This is a genomic window from Bacteroides gallinarum DSM 18171 = JCM 13658 (genome assembly GCF_000374365.1).
GTDB lineage: Bacteria > Bacteroidota > Bacteroidia > Bacteroidales > Bacteroidaceae > Bacteroides > Bacteroides gallinarum.
Genome location: NZ_KB894142.1, coordinates 15,790 through 32,169 on the forward strand (window position 1 = coordinate 15,790; position 16,380 = coordinate 32,169).

Below are 16,380 nucleotides of genomic sequence, written 5' to 3' on the forward strand. Positions count from 1 at the left end.
AGTATCGAAGTGACCGGTTCGATTCCGGTACGCTCCGCAAAAGGAATACTTCCTCATGGAAAAGAATCCAGTCATATTAAAAGAAAGAGCCAGGCTGTTGCTGCTTGCCCTGCTTTTCATAAGCCTGAATTCTTTTTCAACCAATACCAAATTCTATAACATCAGCGATATATACGGAATAACCTCGGGAGAAGCATTCTCTATCTGTAAAGACCAGTACGGTTTTATCTGGACTTCCACCAAAACCGGTGTTCTAAGAGTGACAGAAGGAGACTGCCGCAATTATGAACTCCCCTGTAAAACCACCGACTTCGTATTCGTTAAGCTGGCTTACAGCAATCCACAACTGTTCTCTTATACCAATAACGGCCAGATATTCCACTACAACGAACTTACCGACCAGTTTTGTTTTCTGATTGACTTACGGGAGAAAACCGGAAATAACCATATTACGATAGGAACTATCGTTGCCGATACGGACAGTACCCTTTGGATTGCTTCTTCAACCGGACTATTCAAATACGGAGGCGGCATCCTTACTAAAATCACACAACCGGAAGAAGATACAAAATACCTCACCTTTTATGACAGCAACCGGCTGTTCTATGCCACACCGGCAGGCATTTCATTATTGAATACTTCAACATTAGAAAGCAAACCCCTTTTCTCCAACGACCGGAAAGAGCCCTTCCAGGTATCCAGCCTATACTACGACGACCGGCTAAAACGCTTATGGATTGGAACCGAATCCGCCGGCCTTTTCTATTACGATATAATCCGTAACTCCTTATCGGACATTCCTATCAAGGGATTTCCGAAACAGCCCGTTCTTGCCATAAGAAAAGACACCAATAATAGTCTACTGGTGGGTATCGACGGGCAAGGCATCTGGAATATCAGTGAAAAAGGAGATACGATACTCCATATATATAAGGAAGACCTGAATAATCCCCACTCTCTCCGGGGCGACGGAGTTTACGATATTTTTTGCGATGCATCGAGAAACTGGGTAGCTACCTACACCGGAAAGTTGTCTTTCTTCGAAAACAACTATTCTCCGGTTATTCCGATTACCTACCAGATAAACAACCCGAATTCCTTGGGAAACAACCATGTAAACAAGATTGTCGAAGACCGGGAAGGGCATATATGGTTCGCAACGAACAATGGACTAAGCCGTTGGGATGCAACATCCGGCAGGTGGACGCATTATTACCAGGACAAATCGGAACAGGCAAAGGTATTCCTGGCTTTATGCGAAGATAACCAGGGACATATCTGGGCAGGGAGTTATTCTTCCGGAATCTATCTGCTGGACAGGAAAACCGGGAAAACGCTTAAACACTACTCCTCCAAGACCGGTACTCCCGGATTTGCCGGCGATTTCATTTTCGACTTTTTCGTAGATAAAGAAGGCGACGTATGGATAAGCGGCAACCAAAAGCTATCCTGCTATCTGGCAAAAGAAGACCGTTTCCGCGAATACCCGGTCCAACCCGTCAGTAGCGCATTTGCCGAGCTTGCCCCGGGAAAACTATTGCTCACGACCTCTTATGGTTTACTGCTATTGGATAAAAAACAAGGAACAGTAGAAACCTTAGTCGAAGGCAGCCTGACCCAGGATGTAGTAGTAACCGGCAATACGGTATGGGTTGCCACTTGCAGGGACGGACTGATAAAATACGATTATGACAAACGGCAAGCCGAGAAATTTACAACGGAATCCGGGCTGACATCCAACTATGTGAATAGCATTTTATTCGATAACGGTTTCTTATGGATTGGTACGGAACAAGGCATGTGCCGGCTCAACATCTTAAACAATGCAATCCAATCCTATACATCCGTCTATTCCCTTTCGAACACCACTTTCCGCGTCAACTCCTGTACACGGTTGAAGAACGGCAAGCTGATATGGGGAACCAACAACGGCGCAATCATGTTTACCCCGGAACATATTCAGCCCGCCCGCCCACAAGGCCATATTTTTTTCCAGGATATCACCGTGGCAGGCCGTTCCATACGTACCATTCCCGGCTTATTAAACAACACACCCGTCAATCAGCAGAAGAACCTGGTCTTTAACTACACCCAGAACAATTTCATATTAGAATTGCTTCCCATAGGAAGCTCCTCGGGAAACATGAAATTCTCATGGTTATTAGAAGGCTTGGACACCAGTTGGAGCACTCCCTCGGAACTTCACTTCATCAATTACACCAACCTTCCCGGAGGAAACTTCAAGCTGCACATCAGGATGTACGACAGTTCGCTATCGCAAATTGTAGATGAACGGAGCCTAAGCATACGTGTCACGCCTCCTTTCTGGAAAACCTGGTGGTTTGCAACTATCATCGGCCTGTTCATTACCGGTTATATCATTTATGCTTTCAGAAGCTATTCGAACCGCCTGAAACGAAAGAGCACCAATGACAGGCTTATAGCCGATGCTGCCCAGGCACTTATGCAAGAAAAAACGGCGCAAGCAGAACCGGATAGGGAAAAAAAACCTGTACTCCCGAGCAAACCGGGCGACCCGTTCGTAAGCCGGGCGATTACCGTTATCAACGAAAACATTTCCAACAGCGAATTCGGAAAGGAAGAATTTGCCGCAGCCATGAATGTGAGTTCCTCACTTCTATATAAGAAAATTAAAACATTGACAGCTCAATCGCCGTCCGACTTCATCAAGACCGTGCGGATGAACCATGCCCTCAAACTCCTGCAATCCGGCCAATATACCGTAACCGAAGTCAGTGAACTTTCCGGTTTTTCAAGCCTCAGCATTTTCAGCCGCGCTTTCAAGAGCTATTTCGGGAAAACACCTACCGAAATCTAAAAAGACGCTCACAAACAAGCCCGGAGGCCATTATACAAGTCTTTTTATCTGAAATGCAAAATGAAATATCTAAAATGAAAAGCCTCTCCACCGCCTCCTTCCCTAACTTTGCAAGCAGAACTTTCAGATTATCCATAGTATGAAAAACATGTCACATTATCTACAGCTTATATTAATAATGCTGTTCAGTTTCGGGGCAACCGCCAACGGATATGCCCAGAATAAAAAAACAAACATTGCATCTGACTTTGACAAAGTGGGTTGGAAAGTAGGTATTCAGTCCTACACTTTTACCCGGTATTCCCTTTTTGACGCTATTGATGCAGCGGCGGATTTAGGTCTGAAATATGTAGAGGCTACAATTTGGCAGACCATAGAGAGGGGAAAAAAAGAGCGATTCAATCCATGGCAAATGTCAGAAGAGACTAAACAAAAAATCAAGAACAAATGTCTGGAGAAGGATATAACACTTACTTCATTCTACTGTCGTCCAAGCAAAGAAGATGCAGAAAACGGACAAACAGAGAAATTGTTCCAATTCTGCAAAGAATGGAATGTATCTTTGACTACCGATCCTGTCCGTATTGCAGAAGGTCCGGGAAGTATGGACTTCTATGACGAATTATGCCAAAAGTATGGCGTTTATATGTTTCTGACCAATCATCCCAAAGCACATGGTTCACCCTATTGGAACCCAGTGGATGTATTGGCCGATTGCAAAAACAGGAGTAAATACATCGGCGCCTCTGTCGATATAGGACATTTTATGCGTGATGGTACCAATGTATATGAGGCTGTTAAAAACTACACCGATGCAGGCCGTATGTATCATTTTCACTTTCGTGATGTAGACCGTTGCGACAAAGAAGGAAAAGATGTAGCCTTAGGTGAGGGAACAGCCCAAATTAAAGAACTGCTAACCTATCTTTATAAAAAAGGCGCTACTCCTATTATTGTATTCGAATATGAAAGAGAGCAGGATAAACCGTTGAAATACGTGACTCCCAGTGTGGGTTATCTTCATCAACTTAGCAAAGAATTGTTTGAAAACAGGAGAGCGAAAAACTCCAATAAAAATGAAACTGTAAAATTGTGGGCACAGAACGCCCGGACAGAAGGTGGATTAAAGATACATGATAAAGATACATTAGCAACAATACATGGCTGGAATAATACTGAGCAACTTATTTCATGGAACACCTTCTCTAAGAAAGGAAACTACATCGTACGCATGAAGTATGCTGAACCCTACCAGGGCAGTGCCCTAACTATTACGGCAGGACAACAGCAGCTTGCCACACTGATTCAGCCGACCAACAATTGGAATGAATACCGGGAAACGGATTTAGGCGTCATAAATATTCCTGTTACAGGAGAAATAGATATTAAACTCCAAGGTATCCAACTCTCTTTAGCAAAAGACGAGAAAGGCAGACTGGTACACAAAGAAGCACTACCCGATATACAATGGCTTTCACTGATACCAACAAAGAAAAAAGCGACTTCCACTCCAATAGCCATATTGAAAGAATTCAAGGGGAAACCTCTTTTTAATGGAAAAACATTCAAAGGCTGGACTGGCAATAATGGCGACAGTAGCATGAAGTGGTTCCGCATAGAAGAAGGAGCCATTATCGGCGGAAATATAGAAAAGGATATTCCTAAAAATGAATTCCTACGTTCCGACCGCGAATACAGTAACTTTGAACTCCGCTTGAAATTCAAAATTAACTGTACAGATGACACATATAACGCTGGTATCCAATTCCGTAGCCAACCCCAAACTGAAAAGAATAAAGAACATGAAATGATAGGTTATCAGGCAGACATTATCTCATGGAAAAAAGGAGCGCTTTACGATGAACAGCGCCGGTGGGATTTCTTAGGTACGCCTCTTTGTAAAAACCCAGACTATAATCCCAAAGAATGGAACTCATATATTATCCGTTGTGAAGGTCCGCGTATCCGCATCTGGCTGAATGGCACACAAACATTGGACTATATCGAGCCCTTCTCTGACTATCCTCACCCGGATACACAAATAGGTAAAATTCCACAAACAGGGTACATCGCTTTACAAATTCACGAAGGCAAGGCTTGTGAAGTAATTTATAAGGATATTGAAATAGAAAAAATCAAATAGAAAATGAAAACAACGACCAAGTACTTACTGCTGCTTTCCCTATTATCCGTTCTCCTGGCGGCATGCAGGGAAAAAGAAAACAGTTTTAAAACAATCTGCAATCCGATGAACCTGAGTTACCGTTTTTCTCTCGACTCCCCGTCCTGGCGTGAGGCAGCCGACCCCAGTATGATAAAATACAAAGGAGAATACTACCTTTTCCTGTCTAAATCCGGCGGCTATTTCCACTCCACAGACCTCATTCATTGGGATTTAATAACCGCCGACAGCCTTCCGGTAGAGAAATACGCTCCTACCGTTATGGAAATGGACGGAGAGATTTACTTCACGGCTTCCGTCGCCACCAACAAGATTTATAAAAGCGCCGACCCTAAATCCGGCAAATGGGAACTGGTGACAGATCGGTTCCCATACATCCTGGCAGACCCGATGCTGTTCTACGATTCGGACAACGACAAAGTATATCTATATTACGGCTCCGGTGCAGCCACTCCCATAATGGGAATGGAACTGGATAAAAAGACCTTCATGCCCAAAGGAGAAGCCGTTCCCCTATTCTACAGCAATGCCGAGAAATACGGTTGGGAAGTATCCGGAGACTACAATACCAACTACAAACATACCTGCTGGCTCGAAGGCGCATGGATGAACCGGTACAAAGGAAAATACTACCTGCAATACGCAGTACCCGGTACAGAGTTCAAAAGCTACAGCAACGGAGTTTATGTATCGGAACATCCACTGGGACCGTTCACCTTATCCGAGCATAACCCCTTCTCCTACAAACCCGAAGGTTTCGTCAACGGAACCGGACACGGCAGCACATTCCAGGATATATATGGAAACTATTGGAATATAGGAACCTCCACAATCTCGCAAAGACATATGTTCGAAAGAAGGATTTCCCTATACCCCGCCTTTTTCGACAAAGACGGCGAGCTCTATACATACACGGCATGGGGAGACTACCCGATGATTATTCCCGATAAAAAGATATCTTCCCCGCAAGAATTGTTCCCGGAGTGGATGCTCTTATCCTATAAAAAGAAAGTGGAAGTATCTTCTACACTGGAAGGCTATCCCAAAGAGAATGCAGTAAACGAAGACATCAGGAGCTGGTGGAGTGCAAAGACCGCCGACCGGGGAGAATTCATGACAGTCGATTTAGACCGGAACTCCGAAGTCCATGCCATTCAGGTTAACTTTGCCGACCAGGACGCTACCGCATCGGGAAAATCGGATTCCATATACTACCGATACCGGATAGAAGGTTCCCAGGACGGGACTACATGGAACCTGTTAGTAGACAAAGCGAACAACGAAACAGACGCCTCCAATGACTATATCCAATTGGACACACCCGCAGATGCCAGATACATCCGCATAACCAATATCTATTTCCCCTCCGGAAAGTTCTCAATCTCCGGTTTAAGAGTGTTCGGAAAAGCGGATAAGCCGCTTCCGGCCACCGCCCGGTTCACAGAGCTGACCAGGAACGACAGCAACCGCAGAACCGTAAACCTGAGCTGGGACAAAGTCGACGGCGCTACCGGATACAACATCCGGTTCGGTACACAGAAAGACAAATTATACCATAACTACCTGGTGTACGAAGCCAACAACGTCTCCATTAACGTACTGAACGCCGACCAAGCCTACTATTTCACTATCGACAGCTTCAACGAAGCAGGTATCACTACCGGAAAAGAAATCAAAACCATTCAATAAATATACAACACCATGAAGTACACTTTTTACAGGAAGAAAACGCTTTTCTTTTTATTGCTGTTCCTATTCTCCATGCCGGTTATGAAGGCGGATTACCCATTGTTCTGGCAACGGTACACAGCCGACCCGTGGGGAATAGAATACAACGGGCGCCTGTACCTGTTCTGCTCGCACGATACCTACACTCCCCAAAGAGGATACGGATATTTTATGAACGACATCACATGTATCTCGACCGACGATTTGAAAAACTGGACAGACCACGGCGAAGTGTTCCACGCCAAAGACTCCAAATGGGGAGCCCAATTGACCTGGGCGCCATGCGTAATCCACCACAACGGCCAATTCTATCTCTATTACGGCAACGGAAACTGCGGAGGTATCGGTGTGGCAACCAGTAAAAGCCCGACCGGCCCTTATACAGACAATCAGGACAAACCCGTAGTAAGCATGGATACCCCTGGAGTACAGCCCGGCAGCGGGCAATGGGGCATGTGGTGTTTCGACCCCAGCGTATGGATAGACGACGACGGCCAGGCATACCTTTATTTCGGAGGAGGCGACCCCGGCAACTCACGGATTATCAGGCTGAAAGACAACCTTACGGAAACTGAAGGCAAGGCCATACATCCCGACACTCCGGGATTCTTCGAGGCCTCATTCGTGCACAAATACAAAGGCAAATACTATTACTCGTATGCCGGGCATCATTTCAGCTATCCAGCCAACATAGAGTACGTAATGAGCGACCACCCCATGGGACCTTTTTCCCAACCGGGACTGATACTGCCCAACCCGCCCGTCAATGACGACTTCAACAATCATCATTCTATCTTCCAATACAAAGGCGAATACTACATTGCATACCACAACCGGGAAGTAGCCTATATAAAAGGAGAGACGGACAAACGCGCACGCGAATACATGCGCAGTGTCTGCTTAGACCGCTTAGTGCATAACGAGGACGGCACTATCCGGACAGTTTCGATTACCCGTAACGGCCTACCCCAACTAAAATACATCAATCCGTACCAACGAAACGAAGCGGAAACCATGGCAAAAGGTTGGGGCATCGATACCGAAGCCCGGAAAGACGAACCGGGCAACCGTGTCGTAAGTTCCGCCAACGACGGAGACTACATAAAAGTAGAAGGAGTAAGCTTCACCCAAGCGGGCATCTCCAGGCTGGAAGCTCTCATCTCCTGCGGCGCTCCCCAAGGCGGAAGCATCGAGATACGCCTGGAAAGCGAAGACGGATTGCTGGCAGGTACGCTGAACGTGACTCCTACGGGCGGTTGGAACTCCTGGAAAACGATTGCCGCAGACATATCTATCCCCAACGCCGGCGTATTCGACTTGTATTTCGTATTCAAAGGCAATAAAGCAGACTTCGCCCATATGGATTACTGGAAGTTCGTACGATGATACCCTCATACCCCATAAACACTCCTATTCAAAACAACTTTAAACTGTAACAACCATGACAAAAAACTGTATCTTAACCCTATTAGGAGGGCTTTGCTCACTCTGGACAACAGCCCAAAACCCGATTATCCAAACCAAATACACAGCCGACCCGGCGCCTATGGTGCACAACGACACCCTATTCCTTTATGTGGGATGCGATGAAAAAGACGCCCCCTCCAACGCATACCTGATGAGAGAATACCGGCTGTACACCACTACCGACATGGTAAACTGGACCGACTGCGGCGCACCGCTGAAAACGAGCTATTTCAAATGGTCGGCCGGTGACGCCAGTGCCGCACAATGCATAGAACGTAACGGCAAGTTCTACTGGTATATATCCTCGCAAAACAAATTCAACCCGGGGTCATCTATCGGTGTAGCCGTTGCAGACACTCCTTACGGTCCTTTCAAGGATGCGCTGGGACAAGCATTGGTAACCAATGACATGACTACGGCCGCCAAACACTCGTGGGACGACCTCGACCCTACCGTCTTTATCGACAGTAACAAGCAAGCATACCTTTATTGGGGAAACGGAGCTTGCTATCAGGCCAGGCTGAATGAGGACATGGTATCCCTGGGCAGTCCGATAACAGCGTTCGACATCGACGACCGGACTGCCTTCGTAGGAAAGTTCACAGAGGCTCCCTGGGTATATAAACGCAACGACCTGTACTATATGATTTACGCAGCCGAATTTCCGGAATCCATACACTACTCGACCGCCCGGACAGCAAAAGGTCCCTGGAAAGCCCAGGGAGTAGTAATGCCGTTGGAGAAAGGCAGCAACACCAATCATCCCGGAATAATAGACTATAAAGGCAACTCCTATTTCTTTTACCACAACGACGCACTGCCCGGCGGACATAGTTATTGCAGGTCGGTATGCGTAGAACAATTTACATACAACCCCGACGGAACCATACCGCAAATGCACATGACCGATGAAGGAATCAAGAAAGGAGTAGGTACACTCAATCCGTACAAACGCACCGAAGCCGAGACTATCGCATGGGCACAAGGCGTGACCTCTGCCACAGACAAGGAAAAAGGAGTATATATAACCTCTATCCATAATACCGATTATATCAAGGTACGCGATGTGGACTTCGGGCAAAAAGGCGCTTCACGATTTACCGCTTCCGCATCCAGCAGATATCATGGAGGAGAGATAGAGCTAAGAATCGATTCGCCCGAAGGCGAAGTAATCGGTATCCTGAACATTCCCTATACCGGAGAATGGGACTGCTGGGAGCAACACTCCACCAAAGTAAAGACAACCAAAGGAGTTCACGACTTATACCTTATATTCAAAGGTAAAACTCCCCATGAACTGTTCAACCTCGACTATTGGATGTTCACAGAAAAGAGTTCAAACTGATTAATTTACCACAACCATGAAACATATATTCGCTATCATCCTCGGCCTGGCAGCCCTCTGTCAGCTACAAGCCCAGTCGTGGACAGCCGACAACGGCAACGGGACTTTCACCAACCCTCTGTTCTACGACGAATTCACCGACCCCGACCTGATACGCGTGGGAACGGATTACTATATGGTAGCCAGCTCCATGCACGCCATGCCCGGCCTGCCGTTGCTGCACTCCAAAGACCTGGTAAACTGGGAATTCGTAACATACATATTCGACAGACTCGATTTAGGCCCCGACTTCCACCTGGAAGGCGATAAAGGCATATACGGAAACGGGATATGGGCGCCTGCTATCCGCTACCACAAAGGCACGTTCTATGTATTCGTCAACGTAAACGACCACGGCCTGCAAGTATTTTCCGCCCAAGACCCCGCCGGTCCCTGGACACACAAGAACATGGGCGGCAGGATTTACGACCTGGGAATACTATTCGACGACGACGGCAAGATATATGCCGTGCACGGTTACGACGAAGTACGCCTGATTCAGCTCAAACCCGACTTCAGCGGTTATGTAGAAGGCAGCGAGAAAGTAATCATCCCCAAAGGCAGCGCCATGGGAGAAGGGCATCATTTCTACAAGATAGACGGGAAATACTACATCATCAGTGCAGACTACGCACCCGTAGGCCGTATGCAATGCGCCCGCGCCGATAAAGTGGAAGGCCCGTACGAAACGGCAGTCATCAGCCACCGCGAAACCATGGGCACGCAACGCGGCTGGTGGTCGAACGAGTTCGGATTCTGGTCGGACATCCCCGATGAAGGAGACAAAATAACATTCACCGCCCCGAACCCGGATGCCTACTACGCCGTACCGCTTCATCAAGGCGGCATCGTAGACCTGCCCAACGGTGAATGGTGGGGCGTCTCGATGATGGATGTAAAGTCCGTAGGCCGCCTGACCTTCCTCTCTCCGGTTACATGGAAAGACGGCTGGCCGTTCTTCGGAATAGAGAACAACTTAGGACGCTCGCCCCGCACCTGGTTCAAGCCGGATACAGGCATCGAAACAACTCCCCATACCACCTACGAACGCAATGACGACTTCTCCGGGAAAAAGCTGAAACCTATCTGGCAATGGAACCACCACCCTGTGGAGAAAAAATGGTCGCTGAAAAACGGAGCGCTGCGCTTGCATACGATGCCCGCCAAGAGCTTTATGCACGCCAAAAACTCGCTGACACAACGTACGGTCGGTCCCGAATCGAGTGCCACCGTAGAATTGAACACCCGCTCACTGAAGAAAGGCGACATAGCAGGACTGGGGCTGCTGAATGTCCCCTACTACTGGATAGGTGTATTGCGAACCGGTAAAGGAGACGTAATCCGCTTCTACGACCTGGTGGAGAACAAAGCAACCGACGAACCCGTTTCAGCGGAAAAAGTCTATTTCCGCGCCCACGGAGATTTCGACAGCGACCTTGCCGAACTGAGCTACAGCACCGACGGCAAAAACTTCAGGAAAATGGGGAGCAACCTGCGCCTGGCCTACCAGATGAAAACCTTTCAAGGGGTGAGATTCGCCCCATTTGCCTACAACACGGAAGGGAAAGAAGGAGGATATGCAGAGTTCGACAATTTCGAACTCGAAGAACCGTTTGCCGACCGTTCCGCCAATCTGCCCGCCGGCAAAACGATTACCCTCAAAAACCTGGCGAACGGCACTCCCGTATGGACAAGCCCGCGCCGCATATTGCGCAATGCGGATACGGGAAGCAAAGAATACAACCCCGACGGCAGCCGGTTCAGGGTACACGACCGCGGAAAAGGCCGTGTAGCTTTAGAAGCAATGGACGGAAGCGGGTTCCTTACCGTTACGGGCGAAGGGCTTTCGGGAGACGTGCGCTTGGTAGACAAGGAAAGCGATGCCAGCCTGTTTATGTGGCAGGACATGCTCCGCAACCAGTGTATGCTGCTGTCGCTCAAGACCAACCGCTACGTAGGAACAGACGCACTTACCGGAGAACCGTACTCGGCCGACTGGCCTGGTTCGAACCCTACGCGGACGAACGGAGCGGTATTCGAATGGGAAGTAGTACAATGACGTAAACCGGTAAAATCCGTCCCACGGAACAAAAAGATTTATCTTACGGGACGAAAAAAATCATCCCACGGGACAAATTTATCCGTCCCGCGGGATGATTTTCGTTATCTCATGAGACGGATTTATCGCGGTCGGAGAAGAACGCGATGCACTCCGAAAGCCGTTACCGGCGGCATACGTCCACTTATACCTGCCGCTTCTTCAAATCCGGCAGGAAGCACGCCACCAACCCCAGCAAAGGCATGAACCCACATACATTATAGACCGCCTCGATGCCGAACCTATCCGCCATGCCGCCCAGCACCGCCGAAGCAATACCCGCAATGCCGAAGGCAAAACCGAAGAACAGCCCGGAAATCAGCCCTAACTTATTGGGCAGCAATTCCTGCGCATACAGCAATATGGCAGGGAAAGCGGAAGACAGCATGAAACCTACGCAGAAACTAAGCACCACCGTACCCGCAAGTCCCGCATGGGGCATCAGCAAGCTAAACGGCGCCGTACCGAGAATGGAAGCCCAGATAACGTACTTGCGCCCTATCCTGTCGCCCACCGGACCGCCTACCAAAGTACCTATGGCAGTGGCTACCAGGAACACAAACAGAAATAACTGCGAGTCCTGAATACTGACGCCGAACTTATGAATGAGGTAGAATGTATAGTAACTCGTAAGGCTTGCCATATAGATGTATTTGGAGAAGATAAGCACCAGCAAGACGGTAATGGCGAAAACCGTCATCCGGGCAGGTAGCGGACGTTCCGCCTCCTTCCGCACCAGCAACGGACGCCGCTTGATATGATTGAGATAAGAGCGATACCAACGGGAAACGGGCAACATCACCAGGATAGCCGCCACCGCGAAGATTGCGAACAGTACGATATGATGCCTGCCGTACGGAGCCACCAACAGCGCTACCAGCAACGGTCCCAACGCACCGCCCAGGTTGCCGCCCACCTGAAAGAGCGACTGCGCCAGTCCGCGCTTGCCCCCGGAAGCCAGGAAGGTAATGCGCGATGCTTCGGGATGCAACACGGAGGAACCAATGCCCACCACAAAAACAGAAGCCAGCAGCCAATACAGATTGGTGGCGAACGACAAATTCAGAATGCCCGCCAGCGTAAAGCACATCCCCAACGGCAACGACCAGGCAATGGGGCGTTTATCGAAAACCAGCCCCATTAACGGCTGGAACACGGAAGCCGACATCTGGTAAACCAGCGTAATCAAGCCTACCTGTGCAAAGCTCAACGACAAATCCTGCTTGAACAAGGGATACACAGCCGCAATAACGGACTGGAGCAAATCGTTCAGGCAATGCGAAGCGCTCAACGCAATCAATATGGGGAAAGCAATTCTGCCGACCGGAGGTCTTGGGGTTGATGTCATTCTAATTATCATTTATTGAAACCGGGTGCAAAGGTACGCAAAGTATTCCGAGATAGTCCGGGTTAATAAAAAATAATATGCAGCGATTGAAGGCAAAACAATGATAAAATTGTATCTTTGCACCGTTTTATGCATTAAGGAATAAATAACGACAACGATATGATAGCTAAAATCAACGAGCTTCTGCAAGAAGTGGAAGCACTGAAAGCCGCTAACGCCGAGGAACTGGAAGCACTGCGCATCAAGTATCTCAGCAAGAAAGGAGCCATTAACGAACTAATGGCGGACTTCCGTAACGTACCTGCCGAGCTCAAGAAGGAAGTGGGTATGCGCCTGAACGAACTCAAGAACAAAGCGCAGGAAAAAATCAGTACCCTGAAAGAGCAATTCGAGAGCCAGGATAACGGTTGCGACGACCTCGACCTCACCCGTTCGGCTTATCCCGTGAAACTCGGTACACGCCACCCGCTCAGTATCGTAAAGAACGAAATCATCGATATATTCGCCCGTATGGGCTTCAACATCGCCGACGGCCCGGAGGTGGAGGACGACTGGCACGTATTCTCAGCCATGAACTTCGCCGAAGACCACCCGGCACGCGACATGCAGGATACCTTCTTCATCGAAAGCAATGCCGAGAACGTATCGCACAACATCATCCTGCGCACGCATACATCCAGCGTACAAAGCCGTGTCATGGAGACTACGGAACCGCCTATTCGCGTACTCTGCCCGGGACGTGTGTACCGCAACGAAGCTATCAGCTATCGTGCGCACGCATTCTTCCACCAGGTAGAGGCACTGGTTATAGACCGCAACGTATCATTCACCGACTTGAAGCAGGCTTTGCTGCTCTTTGCCCGGGAAATGTTCGGCAAGGATACCCAAATCCGTCTCCGCCCTTCGTACTTCCCGTTTACGGAACCGAGTGCCGAAATGGACATCAGTTGCAATATCTGCGGCGGTAAGGGATGTCCCTTCTGCAAAGGAACGGGCTGGGTGGAAATCTTAGGCTGCGGCATGGTAGACCCCAACGTATTGGAGTTGAACGGAATAGACAGCAAGGTGTACAGCGGCTACGCTTTAGGCATGGGCATAGAGCGCATCGCCAACCTGAAATACCGTGTAAACGACCTGCGCCTATTCTCTGAAAACGATACACGCTTCCTGAAAGAATTCGAAGCGGCTTATTAATAGGCGGAACCGCGTTCCAACGCCCGGCAAAGGCGTATCGAAGAAAGGCGGTTTACTGTTACATATATATAAGGTAGGGATTATACGGATTTCCATAAGCTCCCCAAAAGCGTATCCGCAGTATTCCGTATAGTTCGTACCTGAAAGAAAAACAGAAGGCGCATCCTGGCACGCCCTTTGCGGCGGCAAAAGATGCAGCCTTCTCTTATAACTCTTTGTATTATGAAAGATAGGCTCGTAACTCCCAGCTATTGCTTTATTCTCGCAGCCAACTTTCTGCTGTACTTCGGCTTTTGGCTATTGATACCCGTATTGCCTTTCTATCTGTCCGAGGTGTTCAGTGCCGGAAACTCCACTATCGGTATCATCCTGTCCTGTTATACGGTGGCTGCCTTGTGCATCCGCCCGTTCTCCGGTTATTTACTGGACAGTTTCGCCCGTAAACCTCTGTACCTGCTGGCTTACTTTATCTTCATGACGATGTTTGCCGGGTACATCATTGCCGGGTCGCTGGTACTGTTCATCCTGTTCCGCATCATACACGGCGTATCGTTCGGTATGGTAACGGTAGGCGGAAATACGGTAGTCATCGACATCATGCCTTCATCGCGGCGCGGAGAAGGACTGGGCTATTACGGGCTCTCCAATAACATAGCAATGGCTGTGGGGCCGATGTCCGGCTTGTTCCTGCACGACGCGGGCATGAGCTACACCACCATTTTCTGCTGTTCGCTGGGTTCCTGCATCGCCGGCTTTATCTGCGCCTCGCTGGTAAAGACCCCGTACAAGCCGCCGGTGAAACGCGAACCGATTTCGCTCGACCGTTTTATCCTGCTCAAAGGCATCCCTGCGGGTATCAGCCTGCTATTATTATCCATTCCTTATGGAATGACCACCAATTACGTTGCCATGTACGCCAGGGAAATCGGTATCAATGCGACTACCGGCTTTTTCTTTACTTTCATGGCGGTGGGCATGGCTATCTCCCGCATCTTCTCCGGTAAGATTGTAGACAGGGGAAAAATAACGCAGGTCATTTCGGCAGGGTTATACATCGTGGTATTCAGTTTTTTCCTGCTCTCGGCATGTGTCTATATCATCGAGTGGAACAGTATGGCATGCAATATCATCTTCTTTACCGTGGCGCTGCTGCTCGGCATAGGTTTCGGCATCATGTTCCCGGCTTACAATACGCTGTTCGTAAACCTCGCACCCAACAACCAGCGGGGTACGGCAACCTCTACCTATCTTACCTCATGGGATGTGGGGATAGGTATCGGCATGCTGGCAGGCGGATACATTGCGGAAGTCAGCACCTTCGACAAGGCTTACCTTTTCGGAGCCTGCCTTACAATCGTTTCCATGCTTTACTTCAACGGCAAAGTCACTCCCCATTACCATAAAAACAAACTACGATGAGAAAGAAAGAACGTTACGAAAAGATACTCGCCTGGTTCAGGGAAAACCGCCCTGTGGCAGAAACCGAGTTGCATTACGACAATCCGTACGAACTGCTCATTGCGGTAATTCTTTCCGCACAATGCACGGACAAGCGGGTCAATATGATAACCCCCGCCCTTTACCGGGACTTCCCCACTCCCGAAGTGCTTGCCGCTGCCACGCCGGAAGTGGTGTACGAATACATACGCAGCGTGTCCTACCCCAACAACAAGGCAAAGCATCTTGTGGGCATGGCGAGAATGCTGGTGAAAGACTTTAACAGCCAAGTGCCCGACACGCTGGAGGAACTCGTAAAACTTCCCGGCGTAGGACGCAAAACGGCCAACGTAATCCAGTCGGTCGCCTACAACAAGGCTGCCATGGCGGTGGATACCCATGTGTTCCGTGTGAGCCACCGTTTGGGGCTGGTGTCCGATAAATGCACCACCCCGTTCAGCGTGGAGAAAGAGCTGGTACAGTACATTCCGGAAGCGGAGCTTGCCATTGCACACCACTGGCTTATCCTGCACGGACGGTATGTATGCCAGGCACGTACCCCCCAATGTGACAACTGCGGTTTGCAATTGATGTGCAAATATTACTGCCGGAAGTATAAAGTTAAGCAAAGAGAGCGGTGAAGGGGAAGAATAAATAATGATTTCATAGCGAAAAAAAGAAATAAATACTAACTTTGCCGTCA

9 protein-coding genes and 1 pseudogene are annotated in these 16,380 nt (G+C 48.7%); 9 read left to right on the forward strand and 1 reads right to left on the reverse strand.

Annotation, left to right across the window (positions count from 1 at the left end; all coding sequences use genetic code 11):
- Positions 1 to 55 precede the first annotated feature (55 nt).
- The 6 genes from C233_RS0114765 to C233_RS0114790 all read left to right on the forward strand — a co-directional run bounded on the left by C233_RS0114765 (position 56) and on the right by C233_RS0114790 (position 11,659).
- Positions 56 to 2,839: an AraC family transcriptional regulator gene (locus tag C233_RS0114765; RefSeq protein ID WP_018668344.1), complete on the forward strand. Its 2,784-nt coding sequence runs from the start codon at positions 56 to 58 to the stop codon at positions 2,837 to 2,839.
- A 139-nt stretch (positions 2,840 to 2,978) separates the two neighbouring features.
- Complete coding sequence (locus tag C233_RS0114770) at positions 2,979 to 4,982, forward strand: 3-keto-alpha-glucoside-1,2-lyase-like domain-containing protein (RefSeq protein WP_018668345.1); 2,004 nt, start codon at positions 2,979 to 2,981, stop codon at positions 4,980 to 4,982.
- A gap of 3 nt (positions 4,983 to 4,985) precedes the next feature.
- Positions 4,986 to 6,710 (forward strand): family 43 glycosylhydrolase, encoded by a 1,725-nt coding sequence (locus C233_RS0114775; protein ID WP_018668346.1) that lies wholly within the window; start codon positions 4,986 to 4,988, stop codon positions 6,708 to 6,710.
- 12 nt (positions 6,711 to 6,722) lie between these two features.
- Positions 6,723 to 8,135, forward strand: coding sequence for a glycoside hydrolase family 43 protein (locus tag C233_RS0114780; RefSeq protein WP_018668347.1), 1,413 nt, complete (start codon positions 6,723 to 6,725; stop codon positions 8,133 to 8,135).
- A 55-nt stretch (positions 8,136 to 8,190) separates the two neighbouring features.
- Positions 8,191 to 9,561, forward strand: a complete 1,371-nt coding sequence (locus tag C233_RS0114785) for a glycoside hydrolase family 43 protein (RefSeq protein ID WP_025068930.1) — start codon at positions 8,191 to 8,193, stop codon at positions 9,559 to 9,561.
- Positions 9,562 to 9,577: 16 nt separating this feature from the next.
- On the forward strand, positions 9,578 to 11,659 hold the full coding sequence (locus C233_RS0114790; protein ID WP_018668349.1) for a glycoside hydrolase family 43 protein: 2,082 nt from the start codon (positions 9,578 to 9,580) through the stop codon (positions 11,657 to 11,659).
- Between the two features lie 184 nt (positions 11,660 to 11,843).
- Here the strand turns inward: C233_RS0114790 and C233_RS0114795 are convergent, their stop codons facing one another.
- Positions 11,844 to 13,046 carry an MFS transporter gene (locus C233_RS0114795; RefSeq protein ID WP_025068929.1) on the reverse strand — a complete coding sequence of 401 codons (1,203 nt, stop codon included), beginning with the start codon at positions 13,044 to 13,046 and terminating at the stop codon, positions 11,844 to 11,846.
- A gap of 159 nt (positions 13,047 to 13,205) precedes the next feature.
- Here C233_RS0114795 and pheS point away from each other — a divergent pair, with 159 nt between their 5' ends.
- From pheS to nth, 3 genes and pseudogenes are all read left to right on the forward strand, one after another.
- Positions 13,206 to 14,240 (forward strand): phenylalanine--tRNA ligase subunit alpha, encoded by a 1,035-nt coding sequence (gene pheS, locus C233_RS0114800; protein WP_018668351.1) that lies wholly within the window; start codon positions 13,206 to 13,208, stop codon positions 14,238 to 14,240.
- Between the two features lie 222 nt (positions 14,241 to 14,462).
- Positions 14,463 to 15,659, forward strand: a complete 1,197-nt coding sequence (locus C233_RS0114805; RefSeq protein WP_018668352.1) for an MFS transporter — start codon at positions 14,463 to 14,465, stop codon at positions 15,657 to 15,659.
- Positions 15,656 to 16,331: pseudogene (gene nth, locus C233_RS22765) on the forward strand (endonuclease III). The gene C233_RS0114805 and the pseudogene nth overlap by 4 nt, the downstream one beginning before the upstream one ends.
- Positions 16,332 to 16,380: the final 49 nt, after the last annotated feature.

What these genes read in the sequence shown, in the direction of transcription:
- pheS (WP_018668351.1), top strand. Translation starts at nt 13,206, where the DNA reads ATGATAGCTAAAATCAACGAGCTTCTGCAAGAAGTGGAAGCACTGAAA.
- C233_RS0114805 (WP_018668352.1), top strand. Translation starts at nt 14,463, where the DNA reads ATGAAAGATAGGCTCGTAACTCCCAGCTATTGCTTTATTCTCGCAGCC.
- C233_RS0114780 (WP_018668347.1), top strand. Translation starts at nt 6,723, where the DNA reads ATGAAGTACACTTTTTACAGGAAGAAAACGCTTTTCTTTTTATTGCTG.
- C233_RS0114765 (WP_018668344.1), top strand. Translation starts at nt 56, where the DNA reads ATGGAAAAGAATCCAGTCATATTAAAAGAAAGAGCCAGGCTGTTGCTG.
- C233_RS0114770 (WP_018668345.1), top strand. Translation starts at nt 2,979, where the DNA reads ATGAAAAACATGTCACATTATCTACAGCTTATATTAATAATGCTGTTC.
- C233_RS0114785 (WP_025068930.1), top strand. Translation starts at nt 8,191, where the DNA reads ATGACAAAAAACTGTATCTTAACCCTATTAGGAGGGCTTTGCTCACTC.
- C233_RS0114775 (WP_018668346.1), top strand. Translation starts at nt 4,986, where the DNA reads ATGAAAACAACGACCAAGTACTTACTGCTGCTTTCCCTATTATCCGTT.
- C233_RS0114790 (WP_018668349.1), top strand. Translation starts at nt 9,578, where the DNA reads ATGAAACATATATTCGCTATCATCCTCGGCCTGGCAGCCCTCTGTCAG.
- C233_RS0114795 (WP_025068929.1), bottom strand. Translation starts at nt 13,046, where the DNA reads ATGACATCAACCCCAAGACCTCCGGTCGGCAGAATTGCTTTCCCCATA.